The organism is Couchioplanes azureus (genome assembly GCF_014648355.1).
GTDB classification, from domain to species: domain Bacteria; phylum Actinomycetota; class Actinomycetes; order Mycobacteriales; family Micromonosporaceae; genus Actinoplanes; species Actinoplanes azureus.
Genome location: NZ_BMQY01000005.1, coordinates 175,622 through 200,634, shown reverse-complemented (window position 1 = coordinate 200,634; position 25,013 = coordinate 175,622). Strand labels below are relative to the sequence as shown.

At 73.4% G+C, this 25,013-nt stretch carries 26 protein-coding genes, 1 tRNA gene and 1 pseudogene; 22 read left to right on the top strand and 6 right to left on the bottom strand.

All coding sequences use genetic code 11. The features are described 5' to 3' along the window. Positions 1-4: 4 nt before the first annotated feature. The 3 genes from IEY99_RS19470 to IEY99_RS19460 are packed head-to-tail and all read left to right on the top strand — an operon-like array spanning position 5 to position 3,457. Positions 5-796 carry a hypothetical protein gene (locus IEY99_RS19470; protein ID WP_189205189.1) on the top strand — a complete coding sequence of 264 codons (792 nt, stop codon included), beginning with the start codon at positions 5-7 and terminating at the stop codon, positions 794-796. Next, positions 796-1,830, top strand: a complete 1,035-nt coding sequence (locus IEY99_RS19465; protein ID WP_189205187.1) for a nucleoside triphosphate pyrophosphohydrolase — start codon at positions 796-798, stop codon at positions 1,828-1,830. The genes IEY99_RS19470 and IEY99_RS19465 overlap by 1 nt, the downstream gene beginning before the upstream one ends. Positions 1,831-1,840: 10 nt before the next feature. Beyond that, a complete protein-coding gene (locus IEY99_RS19460) occupies positions 1,841-3,457 on the top strand; it encodes a DUF885 domain-containing protein (protein ID WP_189205185.1) in 1,617 nt (538 codons plus the stop codon). Between the two features lie 92 nt (positions 3,458-3,549). Here IEY99_RS19460 and IEY99_RS19455 read toward each other — a convergent pair whose 3' ends face one another. Next, entirely contained in the window at positions 3,550-4,248 is a 699-nt protein-coding gene (locus IEY99_RS19455) for a hypothetical protein (protein ID WP_189205183.1), read from the bottom strand. Positions 4,249-4,289: 41 nt separating this feature from the next. Next, entirely contained in the window at positions 4,290-4,907 is a 618-nt protein-coding gene (locus IEY99_RS19450) for a hypothetical protein (RefSeq protein WP_189205181.1), read from the bottom strand. A gap of 170 nt (positions 4,908-5,077) precedes the next feature. Between IEY99_RS19450 and eno the strand changes: the two genes are divergently transcribed. The 15 genes from eno (at position 5,078) to IEY99_RS19375 (ending at position 17,326) form a co-directional block, all read left to right on the top strand. Continuing rightward, a complete protein-coding gene (eno, locus tag IEY99_RS19445; protein ID WP_189205179.1) occupies positions 5,078-6,361 on the top strand; it encodes a phosphopyruvate hydratase in 1,284 nt (427 codons plus the stop codon). Positions 6,362-6,469: 108 nt separating this feature from the next. After that, a complete protein-coding gene (locus tag IEY99_RS19440) occupies positions 6,470-7,093 on the top strand; it encodes an FtsB family cell division protein (RefSeq protein ID WP_189205177.1) in 624 nt (207 codons plus the stop codon). Continuing rightward, on the top strand, positions 7,094-7,594 hold the full coding sequence (locus IEY99_RS19435; RefSeq protein ID WP_189205175.1) for a DUF501 domain-containing protein: 501 nt from the start codon (positions 7,094-7,096) through the stop codon (positions 7,592-7,594). Positions 7,595-7,604: 10 nt separating this feature from the next. Continuing rightward, a complete protein-coding gene (locus IEY99_RS19430) occupies positions 7,605-8,102 on the top strand; it encodes an amino-acid N-acetyltransferase (RefSeq protein WP_189205818.1) in 498 nt (165 codons plus the stop codon). A gap of 9 nt (positions 8,103-8,111) precedes the next feature. Further along, positions 8,112-9,017, top strand: a complete 906-nt coding sequence (locus tag IEY99_RS19425) for a Ppx/GppA phosphatase family protein (protein ID WP_189205173.1) — start codon at positions 8,112-8,114, stop codon at positions 9,015-9,017. Positions 9,018-9,096: 79 nt separating this feature from the next. After that, complete coding sequence (locus IEY99_RS19420) at positions 9,097-9,426, top strand: PadR family transcriptional regulator (RefSeq protein ID WP_189205171.1); 330 nt, start codon at positions 9,097-9,099, stop codon at positions 9,424-9,426. Beyond that, positions 9,423-10,379 carry an HAAS signaling domain-containing protein gene (locus IEY99_RS19415; protein WP_189205169.1) on the top strand — a complete coding sequence of 319 codons (957 nt, stop codon included), beginning with the start codon at positions 9,423-9,425 and terminating at the stop codon, positions 10,377-10,379. The genes IEY99_RS19420 and IEY99_RS19415 overlap by 4 nt, the downstream gene beginning before the upstream one ends. Positions 10,380-10,433: 54 nt before the next feature. Then, the gene (locus IEY99_RS19410) at positions 10,434-10,760 is read left to right on the top strand and encodes an LppU/SCO3897 family protein (protein ID WP_189205167.1); all 327 of its coding nucleotides are present in this window, start codon (positions 10,434-10,436) and stop codon (positions 10,758-10,760) included. A 48-nt stretch (positions 10,761-10,808) separates the two neighbouring features. After that, positions 10,809-11,546 (top strand): uracil-DNA glycosylase, encoded by a 738-nt coding sequence (locus IEY99_RS19405; protein WP_189205165.1) that lies wholly within the window; start codon positions 10,809-10,811, stop codon positions 11,544-11,546. Between the two features lie 47 nt (positions 11,547-11,593). Continuing rightward, a complete protein-coding gene (locus tag IEY99_RS19400) occupies positions 11,594-12,298 on the top strand; it encodes a DUF4129 domain-containing protein (RefSeq protein ID WP_189205163.1) in 705 nt (234 codons plus the stop codon). Beyond that, positions 12,295-12,894, top strand: coding sequence for a hypothetical protein (locus IEY99_RS19395; RefSeq protein WP_189205161.1), 600 nt, complete (start codon positions 12,295-12,297; stop codon positions 12,892-12,894). The genes IEY99_RS19400 and IEY99_RS19395 overlap by 4 nt, the downstream gene beginning before the upstream one ends. Positions 12,895-12,931: 37 nt before the next feature. Further along, the gene (locus IEY99_RS19390) at positions 12,932-13,918 is read left to right on the top strand and encodes an AAA family ATPase (protein ID WP_189205817.1); all 987 of its coding nucleotides are present in this window, start codon (positions 12,932-12,934) and stop codon (positions 13,916-13,918) included. Continuing rightward, a complete protein-coding gene (locus IEY99_RS19385; protein ID WP_373293392.1) occupies positions 13,915-15,279 on the top strand; it encodes a DUF58 domain-containing protein in 1,365 nt (454 codons plus the stop codon). The genes IEY99_RS19390 and IEY99_RS19385 overlap by 4 nt, the downstream gene beginning before the upstream one ends. A 1-nt stretch (position 15,280) precedes the next feature. Next, positions 15,281-15,844: a hypothetical protein gene (locus tag IEY99_RS19380; protein ID WP_189205159.1), complete on the top strand. Its 564-nt coding sequence runs from the start codon at positions 15,281-15,283 to the stop codon at positions 15,842-15,844. A 126-nt stretch (positions 15,845-15,970) separates the two neighbouring features. Next, complete coding sequence (locus IEY99_RS19375) at positions 15,971-17,326, top strand: NAD(P)/FAD-dependent oxidoreductase (protein WP_189205158.1); 1,356 nt, start codon at positions 15,971-15,973, stop codon at positions 17,324-17,326. 217 nt (positions 17,327-17,543) lie between these two features. Here the strand turns inward: IEY99_RS19375 and IEY99_RS19370 are convergent. Then, a tRNA-Leu gene (locus IEY99_RS19370) sits at positions 17,544-17,628 on the bottom strand. A gap of 210 nt (positions 17,629-17,838) precedes the next feature. On the opposite strand from IEY99_RS19370, the gene IEY99_RS19365 reads away from it, so the two are divergent. Both IEY99_RS19365 and IEY99_RS19360 read left to right on the top strand, forming a co-directional pair. Beyond that, a complete protein-coding gene (locus IEY99_RS19365; protein WP_189205157.1) occupies positions 17,839-18,663 on the top strand; it encodes a Bax inhibitor-1/YccA family protein in 825 nt (274 codons plus the stop codon). 103 nt (positions 18,664-18,766) lie between these two features. Then, entirely contained in the window at positions 18,767-19,078 is a 312-nt protein-coding gene (locus tag IEY99_RS19360; protein ID WP_189205156.1) for a hypothetical protein, read from the top strand. A 243-nt stretch (positions 19,079-19,321) separates the two neighbouring features. Here the strand turns inward: IEY99_RS19360 and IEY99_RS19355 are convergent, their stop codons facing one another. The 3 genes and pseudogenes from IEY99_RS19355 to IEY99_RS34340 all read right to left on the bottom strand — a co-directional run. Beyond that, a complete protein-coding gene (locus IEY99_RS19355) occupies positions 19,322-20,566 on the bottom strand; it encodes an acetyl-CoA C-acetyltransferase (protein ID WP_189205155.1) in 1,245 nt (414 codons plus the stop codon). 81 nt (positions 20,567-20,647) lie between these two features. After that, positions 20,648-21,454 carry an SGNH/GDSL hydrolase family protein gene (locus tag IEY99_RS19350; RefSeq protein ID WP_189205154.1) on the bottom strand — a complete coding sequence of 269 codons (807 nt, stop codon included), beginning with the start codon at positions 21,452-21,454 and terminating at the stop codon, positions 20,648-20,650. Between the two features lie 587 nt (positions 21,455-22,041). Then, positions 22,042-23,022: pseudogene (locus IEY99_RS34340) on the bottom strand (SGNH/GDSL hydrolase family protein); the annotation flags it as partial. Between the two features lie 180 nt (positions 23,023-23,202). Here IEY99_RS34340 and IEY99_RS19340 point away from each other — a divergent pair. Both IEY99_RS19340 and IEY99_RS19335 read left to right on the top strand, forming a co-directional pair. Next, positions 23,203-23,559, top strand: a complete 357-nt coding sequence (locus IEY99_RS19340) for a YkvA family protein (protein WP_189205152.1) — start codon at positions 23,203-23,205, stop codon at positions 23,557-23,559. A gap of 53 nt (positions 23,560-23,612) precedes the next feature. Then, a complete protein-coding gene (locus tag IEY99_RS19335) occupies positions 23,613-24,971 on the top strand; it encodes a cystathionine beta-synthase (RefSeq protein WP_189205151.1) in 1,359 nt (452 codons plus the stop codon). Positions 24,972-25,013 lie beyond the last annotated feature (42 nt).

Sequence of the window (25,013 nt, the reverse complement as noted above, 5' to 3'; positions counted from 1 at the left end):
AGTCATGACCATGCAGCGTGCCCGCCGACTCGCATCCACCGCCGTCGTCGCCGTCCTCGCCGTCACCGGCCTGACCGCCTGCCAGCAGTCGCCGGACGTCGCCGCGTACACCGCGGGCGGCACGATCACCGAGGACCGGATCCAGGTGCTCTACGACGAGGTGCGCGACCAGCTCACCGAGGCGCGTGAGCAGGCGCAGCGGCAGGGTGAGGCCGCCGGCGCCACCGAGGAGCTGCCGCCGCCGGTCATGCCGATCAAGCAGCAGGACGTGCTCAACACGCTGCTCAGCGTGGACATCCTGCGCAAGTCGGCGCAGGCGCACGGCGTGCAGCCGGCCGCCGCCCCGACCGTCGAGCAGGTCGCCCAGGCCCGCAACTACTCGCCCGAGTGGGAGTTCACCCGGCTCTACGCAGAGACCTACCGGCTGCGGACCGCGCTGCAGACCGCCGTCAAGCCCGCGCAGCTCACCGAGGGCGACCTGCGCGACGTCTTCCAGCGGCTGGCGAAGGGCGGCGCCACCGACCCGAACTCGACGTTCGAGGAGTTCCAGAGGACGCTCTCGCCCGAGAACAAGTCGCTGCTGGAGACGTACGTGGCGATGCGCCGCGAGCTCGAGCAGATCGTCGCCGACCAGCAGGTCAAGATCAATCCTCGGTACGGCGCCCAGCAGGTCACGCTCCTGTCCGCGCAGGGCGCCGACGGCAAGGACGTCCCGCTGGTGGTGCTCTCCCTCGCCGGTGACGACGCCGTGGACGCGTACGTCACGGACGTCTCCGCCGTGACGACCGTGGCCTGATGCGGCCCCGGCCCGGCGCCGAGGCGGACGACGCTTCCCCGATCCCCGAGCCGGACGCCCCTTCCCGGGCCCCCGGGCCCGGCCGGATCGTCCTGCTGGTCACCTCTCCGCGGCTGCCGGCCGGGATTCTGACGGCGGCCGCGTGGGACCTCGTCCGCGCCGGGCCCGTGCTGACCGCGGCGGACGGCGACCAGGCCGCCGCCCTGCGCGCCGCCGGCGTCACCGTCACCGTCGCCGAGCCCGACCCCGAGCGGCTGATCGGGCTCCTCGGGACGCACGGCACGGTGGTCTGGCTCGCCGGGGCCACCGGCGACGAGGACTTCGCCCGCCGGCTCGGGCTGCGGCTGGCCCGCGAGCCGTCCCTCGCCGAGCTCGAGCTCTGCTACGGGTCCTGGGATCCGCCGGGAGCCCGGCTGCTCGACGCCGTCGCCGTCATGGACCGGCTCTACTCGCCCGGCGGCGACCCGTGGAAGCGGCAGCAGACCCACGAGACCCTCGCGCCGTACCTGCTCGAGGAGAGCTACGAGGCGTACGACGCGATCGTCTCGCACGATCTCGCCGCGCTCCGCGAGGAGCTGGGCGACGTGCTGCTCCAGGTGGTGCTGCACGCGAGGCTGGCCGAGGAGCTGCCCGAGGACGAGCGCTGGACGGTCGACGACGTGGCCGGCGGCCTGGTGGACAAGATGGTCCGCCGCAACCCTCACGTCTTCGCGGGCGAGGACGTCGCGGACGTCGAGGAGATCATCGCCAACTGGGAGCGGATCAAGAAGCAGGAGAAGGCGCGCGACTCCGTCCTGGAGGGCATCGCGCTGAGCCAGCCCGCGCTGTCGCTCGCCGCCAAGATCCTGCAGCGTGCGGACCGGGCCGGTCTGGACGTGCCGCTGCCCGCCGGCGCCGACCTCGGCTCCTCGCTGCTGCGCACGGTGGCGCAGGCCCGCGCGGACGGTCTCGACGCCGAGGCGCTGCTGCGCCAGGCGGCCCTGCGGTACGCCGACGCCGTACGGATTCGGGAGGATGTCGCACCCGGCGAGTAGATTTCGCTTCATGCCGGAGTTCGTGCCGCTCGCCGAGCGCATCGTCGACGCCATCCTCGACAGTGACCCCGCCCTCGCCTCGTCCGCGGGCGACCACCGCTACGACGACCGGTTGCCCGACCACTCGAGCGGCGCGGTCGCCGCACGGGTCACCATGCTCAAGGACGCGGCCGACGCCCTCGCCGGCGTCGACCCGGAGGCCCTCGGCCCGCAGGACCAGGTCGACCACGCCATCCTCTCCGCCGTCGTGGAGCGCGGCGTCTTCGAGCTGACCGATGTGCGCCAGCACGAGTGGAACCCGCTGTCCCACAACCCGGGCCCGCTGCTGCACGCCCTGATGTCCCGCCCCTTCGCCCCGCTGGAGGAGCGGCTCGCCGGTCTCGGCGGCCGGCTCGCCGCGATACCGGACGCGCTGGCCACCGCCCGGGCGGTCCTGCGCGACGTGCCCCGGCTGCACGCCGAGGTCGCCGTCGCTCAGTTCGCCGGCGCGGCCGCGCTGGTGCGCGACGAGCTCCCCGGGCTGCTCGCCGAGGCGCCCGGCCTGCGCCCGGCCGTCGAGCCGGCGGCGGCCGCCGCGCTGGACGCGTTCGGCGAGTTCGACGGCTGGCTGCGGGCCCGGCTGGAGAGCGGCGAGCCGGGCCGTGACCCGCGCCTGGGCCGGCCGCTGTGGGAGGCCCGGCTGTGGCACACCCTCGACACCGAGCTGCCCGCCGCCGAGGTCCTCGCCCGCGCCCGCCGCAACCTCGACGACGCCGGCGCCCGGCTCCGCGAGGCGGCCGCCGAGCTGGTCGGCGGGCCCGCCACCGACGACACCGTGCGCCGGGCCCTCGGCGAGCTCGCGGCGCAGCACCCCGACGACGCCACGATCGTCGACCTGGCCAAGGTGACGATGGCGGAGGCCAGCGAGTTCGTCCGCGAGCACGGCCTGATGACGCTGGTCGACGACCCCTGCGTCATCGAGGAGATGCCGGAGTTCGCCCGCGGCGTGGCGGTGGCCTACTGCGACCCGCCCGGCCCGCTCGAGACGGCGGACGTCCCGACGTTCTACTGCATCGCCCCGGCGCCGGCCGACTGGCCACCCGAGCGGGTCGAGTCGTTCTACCGCGAATACAACGACCACATGCTGCGCAACCTGACCGTCCACGAGGCCATGCCGGGGCACTTCCTGCAGCTCGCCCACTCCCGCCGCTTCCGTGCCGCCACCCGGGTGCGGGCGCTGGGCTTCTCCGGGCCGTTCGTGGAGGGCTGGGCGGTCTATGCCGAGGAGCTGATGGCCGGCCTGGGCTTCGGCGGCCTGCCGGTGCGGCTCCAGCAGCTCAAGATGCAGCTGCGGATGAGCCTCAACGCGATCATCGACCAGCTCGTGCACTGCGACGGCCTGCCCGAGGCGGAGGCCATGGACCTGATGACGACGCGCGGCTTCCAGGAGGAGGGAGAGGCCGCGGGCAAGTGGAAACGGGCGCTGCTCACCTCCACGCAGCTCTCCACCTACTTCGTGGGCTACACGGAGGTCGCGGCGATCGCGGCGGCCCGCCCCTTCGGCGCCACCCCGAAGGCCTGGCACGACGCGATGCTCGCCCACGGCTCACCGCCGCCCCGCCACCTGGCCTTCCTCCTCGGCGTCTGACCCGCCGGGCCGGGCACGGGCCGGGGGTGCGGGTCCGGGGCTGTGCCGGGCCGGGTTCGCGGGTGGGGCCGGATGGCCGGGGCGGGGTCCGGTCAGCCGCGGCGGCGGTCGATCATCTTCGCCGCCTTGGGCAGGTCGAAGACGGCCTCGGACGGGCGGTCGGTGTAGTGCGTCATGGCGACCTCGACCCGCCCCTGGCCGAGCACCCCGCTGAAGCTTCCGAGCACCCCTTCGTTGGTGATGCAGGTGTCGAAGTCCCGGGCGGCCGCGTCGTCCACGCCGGTCAGCTTCACGCAGGTCGCGTGCCGCCCGGCGATCGTCGTGTCGTGCTGGGCGACCTCCGCGTCGGCGTCCATGGCCGCCTTGTTCAGCAGACCGAGGACCGTGACGGGGGTCACCATGCCGCTGGTGTCGGCGCCGCGGAAGACCGTGGGCGGCGGCGGGCTCGTGGGCGTCGCCGGGGCGGTCATCGTGCAGGTGGCCGGCTTGGCGCCGGTGCGGCACTCGGTGGTCGCGTCCGCCGTGACCAGCACCTTGCCGCCGGGGTACACGTACGCCGCCCGCACGGGCCGCTGACTCTGGGCGATCGTCGCGCTGCCACCGCCGGCGAGCTGGTACGTCGCCTCGTAGGTGCGCTCGGCCGCCCCGGAGAGCTGGGCCGCGAGGTCCGCCACGAGGTCGGTGTGGCTCAGGCCCTGCGCCGCCGACGCCTCGCCGGGATCCGAGCAGCCCGGGACCAGGATGAGCACGGCGAGTGCGGCGGCCGTCCGGCGCAGGGTGGTTCGAAGCACCCGCCCACCTTGGCCGATGCCCGCAACACACGCAAACCGGCTCAGGCGCGCGTACGGCTCAGCAGCTGCTGGCGCATCACATAGCGCCGGATGATCCGGGCCAGGGACTCGTCGACGTCGAAGAGGGCGACGATCTCCACCGACATCGGCCCCGGCGGCACCTGCTGGGGGAGCATGGCCACGCGCAACGCCACCGCGGGGATGTCGATGATCTCACCGCCGAGCTGGATCCAGAGCTGGAGCTCCTCGCCCTCGGTGACGTTCGCGCCCTCGAAGTGGGCCCGCAGGCTGTGCTCGCTGATGTCGCGGATCCAGCCGTGGGCGTCGTTCCAGCCCGGCCGGCGCATGATGATCCGCTCGCCGCCTCCGCCGCGGACGAACTCGCGGTGCTGCTCGACCTGGGCCTCGCCGGCCGTGCGCACCTCCAGCCGGTTCTCGTCGGCCTCGACCACCGCGCAGGGCAGGGCGTACCTGCCCCGGGGGGCCGCCGACCAGCGCAGGGTCACGGTGGCCCCGACCGGCGGCACGGCGGCCAGCGGCGAGGACAGGGTCAGCACCGCGCTGTCCGCGGAGACCACGCGGACGCGGGCGGCCTGCTCGTCGGCGTCGGTCATCTCGACGTACGAGCCGGCCTCGGGGAGGTGCGCGGGAGTAGTCATGGCAACCGGGGTGATCGGCAGTCCGGTCCCCGGCCTGAGGCATGTGGCCGGCGAAGTTCACCAGCCGCCGCCACGGCCGTCAGCGCGGCTCGATACCCTCAGGGTCGTGGTCGGCCGCAGGGGCGCGGTCTGAGGAATCCATCCGAACGAACATGAGGGAGCCACGGCAGATGGCCACCATTGAAGCGATCGTCGCCCGGGAGATCCTCGACTCGCGGGGCAACCCGACCGTCGAGGTCGAGGTCGGTCTGGACGACGGCAACACCGGCCGCGCGGCCGTCCCGTCCGGCGCCTCCACCGGCGCGTTCGAGGCGATCGAGCTGCGCGACGGCGACAAGGGCCGTTACCTCGGCAAGGGCGTCGAGAAGGCGGTCAGCAACGTCGAGGACAAGATCGCCGACGAGCTCGTCGGCTACGAGGCCAGCGAGCAGCGCCTCATCGACGAGAAGATGCTCGACCTCGACGGCACCTCGGACAAGTCCGAGCTGGGCGCGAACGCGATCCTCGGCGTCTCCCTCGCGGTGGCCCGGGCCGCCGCGGCCAGCGCCGAGCTCTCACTGTTCCGCTACGTCGGCGGCCCCAACGCGCACGTGCTGCCGGTGCCGATGATGAACATCCTCAACGGCGGGGCGCACGCCGACTCGAACGTCGACGTGCAGGAGTTCATGATCGCTCCGATCGGCGCGCCGTCGTTCCGTGAGGCGCTGCGCTGCGGTGCGGAGGTCTACCACGCGCTGAAGTCGGTCCTGAAGAAGAAGAGCCTGTCGACCGGCCTGGGCGACGAGGGCGGCTTCGCCCCCAGCCTGCCGTCGAACGCCTCCGCGCTGGACCTGATCGCCGAGGCGGTGCAGGCCGCCGGGTTCTCCCTGGGCACCGACATCGTGCTCGCCATGGACGTCGCCGCGACCGAGTTCTACTCCGACGGCGCGTACGTCTTCGAGGGCACGCCGAAGTCGACCGAGGAGATGATCAACTACTACGCCAAGCTCGCCGAGACGTACCCGATCGTCTCCATCGAGGACCCGCTGTCGGAGGACGACTGGGCCGGCTGGACCGCGATGACCTCCCAGCTCGGCGGCAAGCTCCAGATCGTCGGCGACGACCTGTTCGTGACCAACCCGACCCGCATCGGCCGGGGCATCGCCGAGGGTGCCGCCAACGCGGTCCTCGTCAAGGTCAACCAGATCGGCTCGCTGACCGAGACCCTGGACGCGGTGGACCTGGCGCACCGGGCCGGCTTCAAGACGATGATGAGCCACCGCTCCGGCGAGACCGAGGACACCACCATCGCCGACCTGGCCGTGGCCGTCGGCAGCGGACAGATCAAGACCGGCGCCCCGGCCCGTTCGGACCGGGTCGCGAAGTACAACCAGCTCCTGCGCATCGAGGAGGAGCTGGGCGAGGCCGCGCGGTACGCCGGGGCGGGCGCGTTCCCGCGTTACCGCACCGCGTAACGCTGCGTCGACGGATCATGGAGTTGTGGCGCCGCGCCGCGGGGGCATAGCCTGGCGGGCAGGTGCCGCAACTCCATGGTCTTTGGCGAGTGCCGGGGGAGGGCAGGGATGACGCAGCGCCGCACACCGAGTGGGCAGGGTCCGACCCGCCGGCCCACCGGCCAGGCGGGGCGTCCGGGGGTCCGCGGTGGCGCCCGATCCGGCCGTGTCCGCGACACCGGGGCGACCCGCATCGAGCCGCGCCGCATTCCCACCGCGCGCACCACCGGCAGCATCAACCGCTCGGGCAGCAGGCCGGCGGCCGCGCGGCGCGCCGCGGCGGCCGGGGCCACGAAGCGTACGGTAGCGACCCGCCCCAAGGCCTTCACCGGGCGCGCCACCGTCCTCATCGTCGTGCTGGTCGCGCTGGCCCTCGCCTACACCTACCCGGTCCGCGTCTACCTCGCCCAGGAGTCCCAGATCGCCCAGATGCGCGCCGACCAGGCCGCGCAGCAGGCCAAGATCAAGGGGCTGGAGGAGGAGGTCGACAAGTGGAAGGACCGCGAGTACATCCGCATCCAGGCGCGGGACCGGCTGTTCTACGTCAAGCCCGGTGAGGTGCCGCTGCTGGTGCTGAACGACCCGGCCGGTGCCGCCCGCGACGCGGCCGGCACCGCGGCGCCCGGCCCCGACCGGTGGTACGACACACTGTGGGGAAGCGTCGCCGCCGCCAATGCAGAATCCCGAGAGTAGATGACGACTCCTTCCGAGACCGATCTCGAGATCGTCGCCGAGCAGCTCGGCCGCCGCCCCCGCGGCACCCGCGCCGTCGCGCACCGTTGCCCGTGCGGCAACCCCGACGTCGTGGAGACCGAGCCGCGGCTGGACGACGGCACACCGTTCCCGACGATGTTCTATCTGACCTGCCCGCGCGCGACGGCGGCGTGCAGCCGCCTGGAGTCGGCCGGCGTGATGCGCGAGATGCAGGACCGGCTCGCCGCGGACCCGGAGCTGGCGAAGCGTTACCAGGCCGCACACGAGGACTATCTGGCCCGGCGCGAGGCGGCGCGGCACGTGCCCGAGATCGCGAAGGTCTCGGCCGGAGGCATGCCCGACCGGGTCAAGTGCCTGCACGTCCACCTGGGCCACGCGCTGGCGGCCGGCCCCGGCGTCAACCCGTTCGGCGACGAGGTCCGTGCGGCCGTCGGCGCGTGGTGGTCCGGTGGCCCGTGCGTCGCCCCCGGGGGCGGGTGAGCCGGTGCGGATCGAGATCCGCCGGGCCCGAACCGCCGACGTGAAGGCCATCCGGGCGCTCGTGGACACGTACACCGAGGACCGCAGGCTGCTCAGCAAGGCCACCGTCACGCTGTACGAGAGCGTCCAGGAGTTCTGGGTCGCCGTGGACGCCGAGCGGGACCGGGTCGTCGGGTGCGGCGCCCTGCACGTCATGTGGGAGGACCTGGCGGAGATCCGTACGGTCGCCGTCGACCCCGCCCACCGCGGCATGAAGATCGGCCACCGCCTGGTCGAGGAGCTGCTCGGCGCGGCCCGGGAGCTGGGCGTGGCCCGGGTCTTCTGCCTGACCTTCGAGACCCGCTTCTTCGGCTCGTTCGGTTTTACCGAGATCGACGGCGCCCCGGTGCCGCACGCCGTCTACGAGCAGCTGCTGCGCTCGTACGACGAGGGCGTTGCCGAGTTCCTCGACCTCGAACGGGTGAAGCCGAATACCCTCGGCAACAAGAGGATGTTGCTGCATCTATAGGAGCCCTGCGTGAGAGTCGCCGCCATCGACTGTGGCACCAACTCGATCCGCCTGCTCATCGCCGACGTGGCGGGAGGAAAGCTGACGGACGTCGCGCGCCGGATGGAGATCGTCCGGCTCGGCGAGGGCGTCGACAGCACGGGACGGCTCGCGCCCGAGGCGATCGACCGCACCCGCAAGGCTCTGGTCGGGTACGCGGCGGAGATCGCCGAGCTGGGCGTCGACCGCGTCCGCATGTGCGCCACCTCGGCCTCGCGGGACGCCTCCAACGCGGAGGAGTTCCGCACCATGGTCCGCTCGGTGCTCGGCGTGGAGCCCGAGGTGATCACCGGCACCGAGGAGGCCCGGCTCTCCTTCACCGGCGCCCTGCACGGCCTGGACGCCGAGCCGCCGTACCTGGTCGTCGACATCGGCGGCGGGTCGACCGAGTTCGTGGTCGGCTTCCGCGAGGTGAAGCACGCCGTCTCCGTGGACATCGGCTGCGTCCGGATGACCGAGCGGCACCTGCACGGCGACCCGCCCACCCCGGCGGAGATCCGGGCCGCCGAGCGCGACATCACCAAGACCGTCGACAACGCGCTCCGTGCGGTCTCGGGCCACGGCGCGGCGACCCTGATCGGCCTGGCCGGCTCGGTCACCACCGTCGCGGCGCTGGCCCTGAGACTTCCCGAGTACGATCCCGGGCGGATCCACCATGCCCGGATCCACCGCGACGACGTGACGAAGGTGACCGCCGACATCCTCGGGTCGACGGTCGCGGACCGGCTCGACCTGCCGGTGATGCATCCGGGCCGCGCCGACGTGATCGGCGCGGGCGCGCTGATCCTGCGCATCGTCATGGAGCGGGCCAACAAGGCGTCGGTCATCGCCAGCGAGCACGACATCCTCGACGGGATCGCCTTCTCGCTGGCCTGAGCCCGAGCTCCGGCGGAGCGCGCCAGTGCCCGGGGTCGATCTTTGACACTACTTCGTATCGCGAAGTACTGTGCTGCGCGTGGATACCACCCAGCTCCTCAAGGGTGTCCTGGACCTGGCCGTGCTCGCCGCCCTGCGCGAGGACGACGGTTACGGGTACGACATCCTGCGCCGCCTGCGGACCGCCGGGCTGGCCGAGGTCGGGGACGCCAGCGTCTACGGCACGCTGCGCCGGCTGTTCAACGCCGGGCTGCTCACCACCTATGTCGTGCCCAGCATCGAGGGGCCGCACCGGAAGTACTACTCGCTGAACAGAGCCGGCCAGGCCGAGCTGGAGCGGTCGGGCAAGATCTGGCACGAGTTCGCTTCCACGATGAACGATCTGCTTCGCGAGCGGGGGACGGCGTGAAACCCACGGCCCAGGACGAGATCACCGCGTACGTCTACGCGGTCCGCGCGGCTCTCGGCGACCTGCCCGAGGCGCAGCGTGACGAGCTGCTCGAGGACCTGACCGAGCACCTGACGGAGGTCATGGCCGACGGTGAGGGTTCGCTCACCGACCGGCTGGGCAGCCCCGAGGCGTACGCCGCCGACCTGCGCGGCGCGGCTCCCTTCGTGGGTGGCTTCCCCGACCCGCCGAGCAGCCGGCCGCGAGTCATCGGCGAGCTGCGCGACCAGATCACGCCCGCGCTGCGTGACTACGTCCTGCCGCCGCTGCGCAAGGCCGATGTGCGCTTCGGCAAGGCCGTCGGTTACGAGCGGCTCAGCGACTTCCTCCGCCTCCTGCGCCCGGCCTGGTGGGTGCTGCGCGGCTATCTCCTCGCGATGGTCGTCGCCGGGATCCTCGACAACAGCGGGCAGCCGCTGGGCCTGCTGCCGCGCATCGGCGACAGTGTCCTCGTCGCGCTGATCCTGCTCACCGTGGCCGTGCTCGGCTCGATCTGGTTCGGCCGGCGGGCGCCGCGCCTGCGCCAGTGGTCGCGCCTGTCCCTGTACGGAGCCACCGCCGTACTCGCCATGGTCGCGGTGGCCGGCTTCTTCGACGTCGACAGCAGCGCCCGCCAGTCGTACTACTCGGACGTCAACTACGACAACCCGTACAGCGGCGTGCAGGACGTGTTCGTCTACGACCAGCAGGGCCGGCTGGTGACGAACGCCCGCCTCTTCGACCAGAACGGCGAGCCGGTCCACCTCGGCGACCCGTACTGCTACGACGAGAGCGCCGAGATCGGCGAGGAGAAGCAGGCCGGCGTGTATCCGTACTGTCCGGGCGGCGCTCCGTTCCACATGCCGGGCGCCTCCTCCTCGCCCGTCCCGTCGTCGAAGGGCCCCGCGAAGCCGTCCCCCACGCCGAGCCGCTAGGGAGAAGCCGGAGCGCCGCCGAGTCGTTAGGTCCCCCGGGAGGGAGGACCCGACGTGAGGAACCTGCTCGTACGGCGCGTCGCGGCGGTCGTGGTGGCCCTGGCGACGCTGGGCATCGTGGTGTCGCTGCTGACGACCGGCGACGCCGCCGAGGACGCCGCCGTCGGCGACTGCCTGGCCGCCTCGGTGGCCCGGCCCGGCGCGAGGGTCGTCCGCTGTGCCGAGGCCACCGCCGCCTTCACCGTGGTGGGCCGCGTCGACGGCGAGAGCGACTCGGCGAGCCGGTCCTGCGAGCGGTTCTTCGAGGCCGACGAGGAGTACTTCCTCTACACCAGCACCGCGGGCGGCGGCTACCTGCTCTGCCTGCGGCGGGCCGGTTGACGCCACCCCGGCTCCCGGGGCCGTACGCCCGGATGCTCTGCTGGACGGGTGCGCAGCCGTACCCCTGAAGACGTCGCCGCCCACGCGGCCGCCGCGCCGGACCTGGCCGTGCTGGACGCCGGCGTCGCGGACTGCTTCGCCTGCCCGCGGCTGGTCACGTGGCGTGAGGACGTGGCGGCCACGAAGCGTGCGTCCTTCCGGGACCAGACCTACTGGGGACGGCCCGTCCCGGGCTTCGGGGCCGCCGACGCGCCGATCGCGATCCTGGGTCTGGCCCCCGCCGCGCACGGCGGCAACCGCACCGGGCGGATCTTCACCGGCGACCGCTCCGGGGACGTCCTCTTCGCCGCCCTGCACCGGGCCGGCCTCGCCAACCAGCCGACGAGCGTCTCCGCCGACGACGGCCTCGCGCTGCGGCACCTGCGCATCTTCTCCGCGGTCCGGTGCGCGCCGCCGGACAACAAGCCGCTGCCCGCCGAGCGCGACACCTGCGCGCCGTGGCTGCACCGGGAGGTCTCCCTCATCCGGCCGAGCCTGCGGGTCGTGGTCGCGCTCGGTGCGTTCGCGTGGGCGGCATGGTGGCCGGTCCTGCGCGAGGTGTACGGCCGGAGACCCCCCGTACCCCGGCCCGCGTTCGGCCACGGCGCCCACGTCGTCCTCCCGGGCGTGCCGGACCTGCTCGGCTGCTACCACGTGTCGCAGCAGAACACCTTCACCGGCCGGCTCACCCCCACGATGCTGGACGACGTGTTCGCCAGTGCGAAACGGATCGCGGGCCTGGCATGATGCGTGTCCTGCCGACATCCCGCCGATCACGGATCAGAGCCTGAGCATTGGATCTCGCCGCGCTGCGTCGCTGGTGGCCCCTGGCCGCCGTCCTCGCCCTGCTCTTCCTCGCCTCGCTCGCCGCCACCCGGTCCGCGCCGCAGCTGGAGCGCTTCGACCCGAACGCCGGGATCGAACTCGCGGAGACCCCCGCGCCGCTGCTGCCGCCGACCCCCGAAGCGGCCGAGTCGGCGACGCGAGAGCCGGTGGAGGCCGCCCGCGAGCTGCCGGAGTGGGTGGGCACCGCGGCCTGGTTCGTGCTCGGCCTGGCCGCGGTGGTGGTGCTCCTCCTGGTGGTGTGGGCCCTGCTGCGCGACCGGAGCCGCAGGCGGGCGCGCCGCGGCGGCCGCCGGGCCACGGCCCGGTCCGAGACGCGTACGGCGGAGGACCTGGTGGCCGCCCTCGACGCCGGCCTGCAGGAGCTCTCCGACACCGACCGTGACCCGCGCCGGGCGGTGATCGCCTGCTGGGTGCGCCTGGAGCAGGCCGCGGCGGCGGCGGGCACCCCGCGGCACGCCGGCGACAGCCCCACCGACCTGGTCGCCCGGCTGCTCGCCGAGCAGCGCGTCGAGGCCGCCGTGCTGACCCCGTTCGCGGACGTCTACCGCCAGGCCCGGTATGCCACCCACACCGTCGACGACCAGATGCGCCAGCAGGCCGTGTCCGCGCTGGAGCGGCTGCGCGCCGACCTCGGCGCCGGGGTACCGACGTGAGCCGCCACCCCGACGGCGGCCTCGACGACCTCTTCGGCGGCCGGGCCGAACCCGCCGTCGCCGCCGAGGAGCCGGCCGGGGCCGGCGCGCGGCCCCGCTCGCGGACCGCCCGGATCGCCGGCAACGTGCTGCTGGTCGCCCTGGCCACCACGGTCGCCGTGGCCGTCCTGCGGTCGCAGGGCATCAAGGTCTCGATCCCGCTCGTCGTGGCCGCTTTCACGGCGTTGCGCCTGCTGATGGGCGCGGTGTCCGAAGTGGCGCCGCCGCCGGCGCCCCGGGGCCGCCGGGCCTCGGACCTCGGCGCCGGCCAGGGGGCCGGCGACGACTCGTTGCGGGCGGCCGTACGCCGGTGGGAGCGGCACCTGGACTCGGCGCAGCACGACGCCGACCGGTTCTCGCGTATCGTGCAGCCCGCACTGGCGGAACTCGCCGACGAGCGGCTGCGGCTGCGGCACGGCATCACCCGTTCGTCGGATCCGCGACGGGCACGGGAACTGCTGGGCGAGCCGCTGTGGCGGATGCTGGAGGAGCCCGGGCGCCGGCCGCCGAAGTCCCGGGAGCTGTCGGCGTGCGTCGACGCGCTGGAGAAGATCTGAGAAGGGTGGTTCGGTGACGGACGCGAGCGTGGAGGCCATGCCGCCCTACGAGGTGGGCCGGCTGGCCGGCGCGGTCCTCGACTCGGTCGGCAGCGTGGTGGTCGGCAAGCGGGACGCCCTCGAGCTCGTGCTCGCCGGCATCCTGGCCGGCGGCCACGTGCTGCTCGAGGACCTGCCCGGGCTGGGCAAGACGCTGACCGCCCGGTCCTTCGCGCAGGTGCTCGGCCTGGACTTCCGCCGGCTGCAGTTCACCCCGGACCTGCTGCCCGCCGACGTGACCGGCTCCTTCCTGTACGACCAGAGCAAGGGCGACTTCGCCTTCCGGGCCGGCCCGGTGTTCACCAACATGCTGCTCGCCGACGAGATCAACCGGACGCCGCCGAAGACCCAGGCGGCGCTGCTGGAGGCGATGCAGGAGAAGCAGGTCTCGGTCGAGGGCGTCACCTACCGGCTCGACCCGCCGTTCCACGTGCTGGCCACCGCCAACCCGATCGAGTACGAGGGCACGTACCCGCTGCCCGAGGCGCAGCTCGACCGCTTCCTGCTGCGGGTGTCGTTCGGATACCCGACCCAGGACGAGGAGTGGGACGTCCTGCGCCGGCGCATGTCGCGCCGCCAGGAGGAGGCCCAGCTCGCCCCCGTGGTGAACGCGCGGACCCTGCGCGCGATGCAGGCCGCGCTGGAGTCGGTCGCGGTGGAGGACTCGATCGGCCGCTACATCGTCGCGCTGACCGCCGCGACCCGCGAGCACGCCTCCGCGCTGGTCGGCTCGTCGCCGCGCGGCTCGCTCGCCCTGCTGCTGCTCGCCCGGGCCCGCGCGGTCATGGCCGGGCGCGACTACGTGGTGCCCGAGGACGTCAAGGACGTCGCCGTGCCGGCCCTCGCCCACCGGATCACGCTGCGGCCGGAGATGTGGCTGCGCCGGGTGGACCCGTCGTTCGTGGTCCAGGAGGTGCTGCGCAACGTCCCGGCGCCGGCCAGCGGCGCGCTGCCCACGTACGCCGGCGGGTACGCCGAGCAGTGACCACCACCGACCCGCCGCCGCTGCGGGCCGCGGTGCCTCCGAGCGAGGACGCGGCCGGCGCGGTCTGGGCGCCCCCGCCGGTCTGGGTGCCGACCCGGGCGCTGGGGCGTGCGGTGCTGCTCACCGGCCTGCTGCTGGTCCTCGGCGTCGCGCTCGGCCGGGTCGACCTGGTGCTGCTCGCCGCGCCGTTCGCGATCGGCGCGGCGGTGGGCCTGCGCCGCATGCCGCGGTCCGCGCCGGAGCTGCGGATCGACGCCGACGAGGAGCACATCGTCGAGGGGGGCGCGGTCGCGGCGTCGGTCACCGTCGCCAACCCCGACGTGATCGCGTACGACCTGGTGGTGCTGCGGACCCGTACCTCGCCGTGGCTGCGGCTGCGGGACGCCGACCGGCCCTTCGCGGTCAGCGTCGCGCCGGACGCCTGGACCGCCGTCGACCTGCCCGGCACGGCGCGGCGCTGGGGCCGGCACGACGTGGGCCCGGCCGCGGCCCGGGTGGCCGCGTGCGGCGGGCTGCTGGCCTGCCGCCCGGTCGTGGTCCCGCCCCGGGGCGTGCGGGTCTACCCGGAGACCGAGCCGTTCGCGGCCACCGAGGCGATGCCCGCGGCCGCCGGGCTGGTCGGCAACCACCGGTCGCGCCGTCCCGGCGAGGGCGGCGAGCTCGCCGGGGTACGCCCGTTCGCGCCCGGCGACCGGCTGCGCCGGATCGACTGGCGGGTGTCGCTGCGCACCCGGGACCTGCACGTGGCCTCGACACTGTCCGACCGCGACGCCGAGGTGCTCATCCTGCTCGACGTGCTGGGGGAGGCCGGTGCCTCGGGCGGCGTGCAGGGCGAGGCGTCCGTGCTGGACACGACCGTGCGGGCGGCCGCCGCGATCGCCGAGCACTACCTGCAGCGCGGCGACCGGGTCTCGCTGGCCGAGTACGGCGCCTCGGCCCGCCGCCTGCGCCCCGCGACCGGCCGCCGGCAGTATCTGACCGTGCTCGAGTGGCTGCTGGACGTCCGGGCGGACGACGGCGACCAGGAGCAGCACGTCTTCGGCGCGCACAACGTCTCCTCCGACGCCCTGGTGATGGTGCTGACCCCGCTGGTCGACCCGCGGGCCGCGGACATGCTGGCGGGCCTGGTGCAGTCCGGCCGCTACACCGTGGCCGTCGACACGCTGCCGGCCGGCGCCGCGCCGCCGCAGCGCAACCCGTGGACGCCGCTCGCGACCCGGCTGTGGCGGCTGGAGCGCGAGAACGTGCTGGGCCGGCTGCGCGAGCACGGCGTACCGGTGGTGAGCTGGGCCGGCGCGGGCAGCCTCGACCTGGTGCTGCGCGACGTGGCGCGGCTCGCCTCCGCGCCGAGGGGGCGCTGACGTGCGCGCCGGCATCACGGGCCGCATCGAGCGGGCGCGTACGGCGGTGGCCCGGGCCAGCGTGCTGCCCCTGCTCGTCCGCGGCGGCATCGGCCTCGCCTTCCTCGCGGCGCTGCTCGTCGCCTGGCCGGTGTCGCTGGTCCTGAGCCGTTCCGTGGTCCTGCTGGTGGTCGTGGCCGGGTACCCGGCGATCGCGCCCCGGGGACGCGGCCCGACCGTCGCCGCGCTCGCGGTCGTCGCCGGCTGGATCCTCGACACCACCTGGTACGACGCCCGGATCGCGCTCTGGCGGGTGCTCGCGGTCGCGACCCTGCTGTACGCCGGGCACACCCTGTCGGCGCTGGCGGCCGTGCTGCCGTACGACGCGGTGGTCACCGCGGACGTGGTCACCGGCTGGCTGCTGCGGGCCGGCGCGGTGGTCCTCGGCTCGGCCGTGCTGACCGTGATCGCCCTCGGCCTCACCGCCGAGCTGGCCGGTCCGGCCTTCGTCCTGGCGACGCTGGTGGGGCTCGCGGCGGCGGTCGGCCTCACCGTGCTGCTGGCCCGGTTACTGCGCCGAGCGTGACGGGAAGCCCACCCTAAGTTCTCAGCGAAATGAAACCGAAATATCGCCGTGGCCGCTCTTGACTTCGCCGTTTGGGATTGGTCACAGAACGAGGCGTCGATCGGGCCGGGGCGGAACAATGACTACGTGAAACCGCAACGCATCGTGGTAGTCGGCGCAGGTCACGTGGGGCTGTACGCGGCCCTGCGCCTGTCGAAGAAGGTCAACGCCCGCCGGGCCGAGGTGGTCGTCATCGACCCCCAGCCGCACATGACGTATCAGCCGTTCCTGCCCGAGGCCGCGGCCGGCAACATCTCGCCGCGTCACTCGGTGGTGCCGCTGCGCCGGGAGCTCAAGCGCTGCCACATCGTCTCGGGTGAGGTGACCCGGATCGAGCACGCCCGCAAGACGGTCACCGTGCAGCCGATCGAGGGGCCGATCAAGGAAATCGCCTACGACCACATCATCGTGGCGCCGGGCTCGGTCTCCCGCGTGCTGCCCATCCCCGGCCTGCGCGAGCGCGGGATCGGCTTCAAGACCATCGGTGAGGCCATCTACCTGCGCAACCACATCCTCGACCGGCTCGACGTCGCGGCCGTCACCCCCGACCCCGAGGTGCGCCGGGCCTCGCTGTCGTTCGTCTTCGTCGGCGGCGGCTACGCGGGCGTCGAGGCGCTCGCCGAGATGGAGGACGTCGTCCGCGACGGCCTGAAGTACTACCCGGAGCTGAAGAAGGAAGAGGTCAAGTTCGTCCTCGTGGAGGCGTCCAACCGGATCCTGCCCGAGGTCGGCCCGGAGATGGGCGCGTACGCCGCCCGCCAGCTCCGCAAGCGCGGCATCGACATCCGCCTCGAGACCCGCATGGAGTCCTGCGTCGACGGCGAGGTCCACCTCTCCGACGGCGACGTCTTCCGCGCCGAGACGATCGTCTGGACGGCCGGCGTCAAGCCGTCGCCGATGCTCGACCAGACCGACCTGCCCCGCGGCCCTCGCGGCCACGTCACCTGCCTGCCCACCCTGCAGGTCGTCGACGGCGACCGGGTCCTCGACGGCGCCTGGGCGGCCGGCGACTGCGCCCAGGTCCCCGACCTGACCAGCCCGGGCGCGTGGTGCTCGCCGAGCGCCCAGCACGCCGTCCGCCAGGCCGCGGTGCTCGCCGACAACATCCGCCAGGTGATCTACGGCGGCACCCCCAAGGACTACCGCCACAAGTACGCCGGCAGCGTCGCCAGCCTCGGCCTCTACAAGGGCGTGGCGAAGATCTACGGCGTGAAGCTCAAGGGGCTCCCGGCGTGGTTCATGCACCGCACGTACCACATGAGCCGCATCCCGTCGTTCAACCGCAAGGTCCGCGTGCTGGCCGACTGGACGCTCGCCTTCGTGCTCAAGCGCGAGGTGATCTCGCTGGGCCAGCTGCACGCGCCCCGTGAGGAGTTCACCCACGTCACGCCGCCGGTGGGCGACGAGCGCAGCCCGGAGCCGGTGGCAGCCGCCACCCGCTGACCACCGCGACCAGGCCAGGCCCGGCACCACCCGCGCCTGGCCTGGCGCCGCGCGGTGGTCCCGCCTCGCCCCGCGGCCTGGCCCTGCGCCGTGGCCTGGCCCTGCGCCGTGGCCTGGCCCTGCGCCGTGGTCCGGCCTCGCGTCTTGGTGTGGCCTCGGGCCGGACGGGCGCCGGGGGCGACTCCGAGGCGGCCGGCTCGTGTGCCGGACGGTCGGATGGTGCCCGGGGCGGGTCTCGAACCCGCACGCCTTTTGGGCAGCCGCTTTTAAGGCGGCCGTGTCTGCCGTTCCACCACCCGGGCCGGGGCGCTGGCCCTCACCGTATCGGGTCGGACCCATCCGGCACGACGCCGGATCGGCCGGAAACCGGGCACCGCCGGCTCAACCAGGCAAGATATCCCGGACGTGCGGGGTTTTCAGCTCGTTCACAGCCTCGCAGGACGGCTTACCGCTGGTAAAGCGCTTACTCTTATAGGGCACGACCCCTCAACCTCAAAGGGAGACTGGACACAGTGAAGACTTCGAACCCGGTGCTTTCGCGCCTCGGCCAGGCGGCCGAGCGGGAGCGCGCGGCCGGATACGGACCGTACGGACCGCCCGCCGGTCAGCCGGGTTACGGTCAGCCGTACCCGACGGCCACGGGCTACCCGGCCTCGCCGCCGGCCGTGCAGCCCATGACGATCGACGACGTCGTCGTCAAGACCGTGACGCTGCTCGGCATCACCGGCATCTCCGCCGTCGCGGCCTGGAACCTGATCCCGGACAGCCTGATCGGCCCCGCCTGGATCGGCGCCGCGATCGTCGGCCTGGTGCTCGGCTTCGTCATCTCGTTCAGCCGGATGGCCAACCCGGCCCTGGTCGTCACCTACGCGGTCGTCGAGGGCACCTTCGTCGGCCTGGTCAGCAAGTTCTTCCAGGTGATCGCCGGCTACCAGGGCGTCGTCCTGCAGGCGGTGGTCGCCACCTTCGGCGTCTTCTTCCTGATGGCGGCCCTCTACCGGGCCCGGGTCATCCGGGCGACGCCGAAGTTCGCCCGCGGCATGATCGCGGTCATGGCCGGCCTGTTCGGCGTCATGATGATCAACTTCGTGCTGGCGCTCTTCGACGTCAACACCGGCCTGCGCGACAACGGCCCGCTCGGCATCGTCTTCAGCCTGGTGTGCATCGTCGTGGCGTCGCTGAGCTTCATCCTGAGCTTCAACGAGGTCGAGGAGGGGGTCCGGATGGGCCTCCCGCAGCGCTACTCCTGGACCGCCGCCTTCGGCATCCTGGTCAGCCTGGTCTGGCTCTACATCGAGATCCTGCGCCTGCTGAGCTTCCTGCAGGGCGACGACTGACCATCGCGCTCCAGGGCGACGACCGACGTCGCGCCCGACGACACCGAAACGCCCGGTCCGCCTCGTGCGGGCCGGGCGTTTCGCTGTCGGTAGGGTCGTGCCCGTGGCTGCCGAAGAACTCCGGACCCTGGTCCAGCGCCTGCTCGCCCAGGTGGGCCACTGGGAAACCGGCCGCTGGTCCGCCTCCGCGGGTGTACTCACCCGGGGCGACCTCGTCCACGGGCTGGTGCAGCGCCTCGCCGACCTCGGCGCCGAGGCGGAGCGCCGGCCACCGCGCGAGGTGCCCCGCGAGGCCGACACGACGCTGCCCGACCAGCTCCGCGTCATGACCGACGACCTGCTCGCGGCCCCGGCACCGGACGACCTTCTGAGTCGGGCCGCCGAGGCCGTGCGCGCCACGCGCGAGGCCCTCTGAGCGCAGCGACCGCGACCGGCGAGCCGACGACCGGCCAGGGCCGGACGGCCCGGACCGCCCGGACGGCCCCCACGGCCCCACGGCCTCACGGCCCCACGGCCCCACGGCCCCGACGGCGAGACGGCGAGACGGCGGCCTTGACGGCCGGTGATCGGACGGCGCTAACGGCCGGTGAAATGAGGTCCGCCGAGCCCGGCGCCCTCTGCGGCAGCCGGACCCGGCGGAAGATTGCGGTGCGGTGGGTCAGCTCAGGCGCTCGAGCACCATCGCCATGCCCTGGCCGCCGCCGACGCACATCGTCTCGAGGCCGATGGACTTGTCGTGCCACTCCAGGGAGTTCAGCAGGGTGCCGGTGATGCGGGCGCCGGTCATGCCGAACGGGTGGCCGACGGCGATCGCGCCGCCGTTGACGTTGAGCTTCTCCAGCGGGATGTTCAGCTCCCGGTACGAGGGGATCACCTGCGCCGCGAAGGCCTCGTTGATCTCCACCAGGTCGACGTCGTCGATGGTCATCCCGGCGCGCTCGAGCGCCTGGCGGGACGCCTCCACCGGGCCCAGCCCCATGATCTCGGGGGAGAGGGCGGTGACGCCGGTCGACACGATCCGGGCGAGCGGGGTGATGCCGAGCTCGCGGGCCTTGGTGTCGCTCATGATCACTACGGCCGCCGCGCCGTCGTTGAGCGGGCAGCAGTTGCCGGCGGTGATCCGGCCGTCGGGGCGGAACACCGGCTTGAGGCCGGCCACGCCCTCCATGGTCACGCCCGGCCGGGGGCCGTCGTCGGTGGAGACCACCGTGCCGTCCGGGGTGGTCACCGGGGTGATCTCCCGCTGCCAGAACCCGTTGGCGATGGCCTTCTCGGCGAGGTTCTGGCTGCGGACGCCGAACTCGTCCATCTCCTCGCGGCTGACGTCGTACGCCTGGGCGAGGTTCTCCGCCGTGTAGCCCATGCCGAGGTAGATGTCGGGGAGCTGGCCGTCCTCGCGGGGGTCGTGCCAGACGCCGCCGTTCTTGGCGGCCTCGGTGGTGCGTACCCGGGCCTCGGCGAACTTGGGGTTCTCCCAGCCCCCGCCGACGAGCTCCTGGGCCTCCGGCGGGAGGGCGTCGGAGTTGCCGCGGGCGTAGCGCGACACGGTCTCGACGCCGGCGGAGATGAAGACGTCGCCCTCGCCGGCCTTGATCGCGTGGAACGCCATCCGGGTGGTCTGCAGCGAGCTGGCGCAGTAGCGGGTGAGGGTCGCGCCCGGAAGCCCGTCGAGGCCGAGCAGCGTGGCGACCACGCGCGCCATGTTGAAGCCCTGCTCGCCGCCGGGCAGGCCGCAACCGAGGTAGAGATCCTCGATGAGCGCCCGGTCGAGCTGGGGCACCTTGCTGAGCGCGGCGTCGACGATGGTGGCGGCGAGATCGTCGGGGCGCAGGTCCTTCAGCGACCCCTTGACGGCGCGGCCGATGGGGGAGCGGGCGGTGGCGACGATGACAGCTTCCGGCATGACCACACGTTAACGCGCCGGTAACTTATCGCGGAAGCGCCACTTCGTCACACCCAAATGTCCGATCTATGGAGGGGGGTCCTACTCCTGGATGGAGCGCCGGCCCGCCGCCTGGGCGGCCTCGAACACCGCGGGGTAGAGCGCATGCGCCCACACCCGGTAGCCGTCCGCGGACGGGTGGAAGCCGTCGTAGCAGAGCGTCCCCGCGTCCGCCCGGAACACCGCCCCGGTCTCGCCGGCGAGGTCCACGACCACGCCGCCCGCCTCGGTCACCGCCGCCGCCTGGGCGCGGCTCATCCGGCGTCCCAGCCAGGCCGTCACCTGACGCAACGGCTGGGCGATCGAGCGTACGGCGCCGAGGTCGGGGCAGGTGCCGACGACGACCTGGACGCCGGCGTCGCGCAGCCGGCGTACGGCCTCGCCGAGGTAGCGGGCCGACTCCTCGGGACCGCGCAGAGCGGTGGTGTCGTGCGCGCCGATCAGCACCACCGCCACGTCGGGGCGGTCGCCGAGCAGCGCGCGAGCCACCTGGGTGGCCAGGTCGGTGGAGCGTGAGCCCGCCACGCCGACGCTGGAGAGCAGCACGTGCCGCCGGCCGGTCTCCGGGGTGCCGTCGGCCAGCAGCCGGGCGAGCTGGCCGCCGACCGTCTCGGACAGCCACTCGACGCCGACGCCGATCGCGGCCGAGTCGCCGAGCAGCACCAGCCGCAGCGGCGGCGCGGCGGACGGGCCCATCGACGTACGCAGCGCCAGGCCCATGGTCGGCTTCGCGTACCGCCGGCTCTTGGCGGCCAGGGCCTCACCCGCGAGCAGGGCGACACCGCCCACGGCCGAGGCGAACAGCGTCGTGGCCGCCGCCCTGCCGATCCGTCCCGTCAGGCCCGTCATGTCGCCTCCCTGCCGCGTGCTGAGCCCTGCCGCGGCCGTCAGTCGACGGTCGCTTGATGATCCTCCGGTCTCCAGCCTACGGCGCTCGCGGCCGTCCGGCCCGACCCACGGGCAACGCGAGCGCTCATCCGGCTTGCCACGTGCGCTCCCGCCCGCTTGACCCCGGCAACCGCACCGCTGCCCGAGAGCCCCCCGAGCGCGCTGCCGCCGAGCAGGAACCGGCTCGCCGAGCTGCCGCCGAGCGAGAATCCCCCCAGCGAGCTGCCGCCCAGCGAGAACCCCCCGATCGACTGGCCGCCGAACGAGAACCCCCCGATCGACCCGCCTCCCGCGGTCCCGCCGTCGGCCTTCCCGCCGGGCGTCGCCCCGTCGGACGTCGCCTCGCCGGGTGTCGCTGCCCCGGGTGTCGCCTCGCCGGGTGTCGCAGCCTCGGGCGTCGACCCGTCGGCAGTCGCCTCGCCGGTCGCGGTGCCGCCGGACGCCGATCCGCCGGTCGCAGGCTCGCGGTCGGCCGGCCCGGCCCCCGCACCCACCGTGCCCGACGGCAGAAACGCCAGGGCGCGGTGCCCGAGCCAGCTCCGCGGCTCGCCGAACCACGGGTGCCGGCGCAACTGCGCCCACCGCCCCGCCGGCCCACGCTCGCGGCCGTTCACCCGCGTCCCGCTCACCTCGGTGCCCGCGGCGCGGACCGCCTCGTGGGCCGCCTGCGGCAGGCTGCGGACGCCGTCCAGGCCGTTGGCCGGCATGCGGTCCTCCTCCTCGCCCAGCACCGCCATCAGCGTCGGCATGATCACCGCGGCCGCGCGGGCGTACCCCTCGACCGAGGGGTGGAAGTGGTCCGAGCCGAACATGCGCACGGGATCCGCCACGAACGCCGGACCGAGCAGATCGCCGAGCGAGACCGTACGGCCGCCCGCCTCGACCACCGCCACCGTCTGCTGGGCCGCGAGCTGGCGGCTCCAGCGCCGGGCCAGCCAGCGCAGCGGCGGCTTGATCGGCTGGATGGCGCCGATGTCGGGACACGTACCCACGACGACCTTGCAGCCGACGGCCCGCAGGCGCCGGACCGCGTCGGCGAGGTGGCGCACGGCCGCCGTACGGGCCGACACGTGGGTGACGTCGTTGCCGCCGATGATGATCACCGCGACCTCGGGGTCGTACTCCAGCGCCGCGTCCACCTGGTAGGGCAGGCCCGCCGAGGTGGCGCCGACCACGGCCACCCGGTGCAGGCGGACCGGCCGGTGCAGCCGGCGGGACACGCCCATGGCCAGCAGGGCGCCGGGCGTCTCGCGCGGGCGGTGCACGCCGTATCCGGCCGCCGACGAGTCGCCCAGGATCACCATGCTCAGCGGCCGGCCCGGGAACTTGGGGCCGTACAGTCCGTCGCCGCGAGGCGGTGGCGCCTCGGCCAGCGGGATGACCCGGCGGGCGTCCGCCGCCTGGTGCAGCAGCACCCCCGCCGACAGCAGGCCGATCCCGGCCGCGGCTCCCGTGACACCACCCGCGACCTGGCCGGCGATCCTGATCCGCCGGCGATCCGCCGCTGTCAGATTTCGCAGCTGTCGCATGCTCTCCCTCGCTCTCGCCCGGGTGGGGATGGCCCGTCGACCGTCGGTGGGGACCGGTTTCCGGCGATGGGTGGGGTCTTCGAGGCTAACGCGGTCGTGCGACGGACGGCTGAACCCCCCCGCCGAGCGGGCACAACTGGCGGATGGACGTCATGCTGGAATCGGCGAAAGGGGACGACCATGGCCAAGGCGTTGCGACGGACCGCCGCGTTCACCGCGCTCGCGAAGGCGCTGATGGCAGGGGCCCGCGGCGGCCCCTCGATCGGCCAGCGCCTGGCGGCGCTGCCTCGGATGATGAAGGCGACCGCCCGCGGCGAGTACGACGGCGGCGTGCGGGTGGCGATGATGGCCGCCGCGACCGCGTACGTGATCTCGCCCATCGACGTGATCCCGGAGGCGGCTCTGCTGATCTTCGGGCTGGTCGACGACGCCGCGATGATCGCGTGGCTCGCCGGCAGCGTGCTCAGCGAGACCGAGCGGTTCCTCGCGTGGGAGAAGCAACGCGACTCGGTCCTGCTCGGGAAGATCGTGCCCTGAGCCGTAGGCTGACCTGATCAGTCACAGGTCAGCACCGAGAAGGGCACAAAGACGTGCGGTACTACGACAACGTCGTCGAGATCATCGGGGACACCCCCCTCGTCCGGCTGCGTAGCGTCACCGACGGCATCGCGGCGACCGTTCTCGCCAAGGTGGAGTACTTCAACCCCGGCGGATCGGTCAAGGACCGGATCGCGCTGCGGATGGTCGAGGACGCCGAGAAGGCGGGCATCCTGAAAGAGGGCGGCACGATCGTCGAGCCGACCAGCGGCAACACCGGCGTGGGGCTGGCCCTCGTCGCCCAGCTGCGCGGATACCGGTGCATCTTCGTCTGTCCCGACAAGGTCAGCGAGGACAAGCAGAACGTGCTGCGGGCGTACGGTGCCGAGGTGGTCGTCTGCCCGACCGCCGTGGCCCCCGAGGACCCGCGCTCCTACTACAACGTCTCGGACCGGCTCGCCCGCGAGATCCCGGGCGCCTGGAAGCCGAACCAGTACAGCAACCCGGCGAACCCGCGCTCGCACTACGAGGAGACCGGCCCCGAGCTCTGGAAGCAGACCGAGGGCCGGATCACCCACTTCGTGGCGGGCGTCGGCACCGGCGGCACGATCAGCGGCGTCGGGCGCTACCTCAAGGAGCAGGGCAGCGTCAAGGTCATCGGGGCCGACCCCGAGGGCTCGGTCTACTCCGGCGGCACCGGCCGGCCCTACCTCGTGGAGGGCGTCGGCGAGGACTTCTGGCCGACGACGTACGACCGCGAGGTCTGCGACGAGATCATCGAGGTCTCCGACTCGGACTCGTTCGAGATGACCCGCCGCCTCGCCCGCGAGGAGGGCCTGCTCGTCGGCGGCAGCTGCGGCATGGCCGTGGTGGCCGCCCTCGAGGTCGCCCGCAAGGCCGGCCCGGACGACGTCGTCGTGGTCCTGCTCCCGGACGGCGGCCGCGGCTACCTGTCCAAGATCTTCAACGACAACTGGATGGCCCGCTACGGCTTCCTCTCCACGGGCGACGGTGCACCGACCGTGGCCACGGCGCTCGAGGCCAAGGGCGGGACGATGCCGCCGCTGGTCCACGTCCACCCGACCGAGACCGTCCGTGACGCCATCGACTACATGCGCGAGTACGGGGTCAGCCAGCTGCCGGTGCTCAAGGCGGAACCGCCGGTCGTGACCGGCGAGGTGGCGGGCTCCATCTCGGAGAAGGCGCTGCTGGACGCCCTCTTCACGGGCCAGGCGCATCTGCACGACACGATCGAGCGCCACATGGGCCACCCGCTGCCGATGATCGGCGGCGGCCAGCCGGTGAGCGAGGCGGTCGCCCTGCTCGAGAAGTCGGACGCGGCGATGGTCCTCATCGACGGCAAGCCGGCGGGGGTTCTGACGCGCCAGGATCTTCTTGCGCACCTGAGCTGAGGGTCAAGAGCAAGATCAAGGTCAAGAGCGGGATGTCGTAGC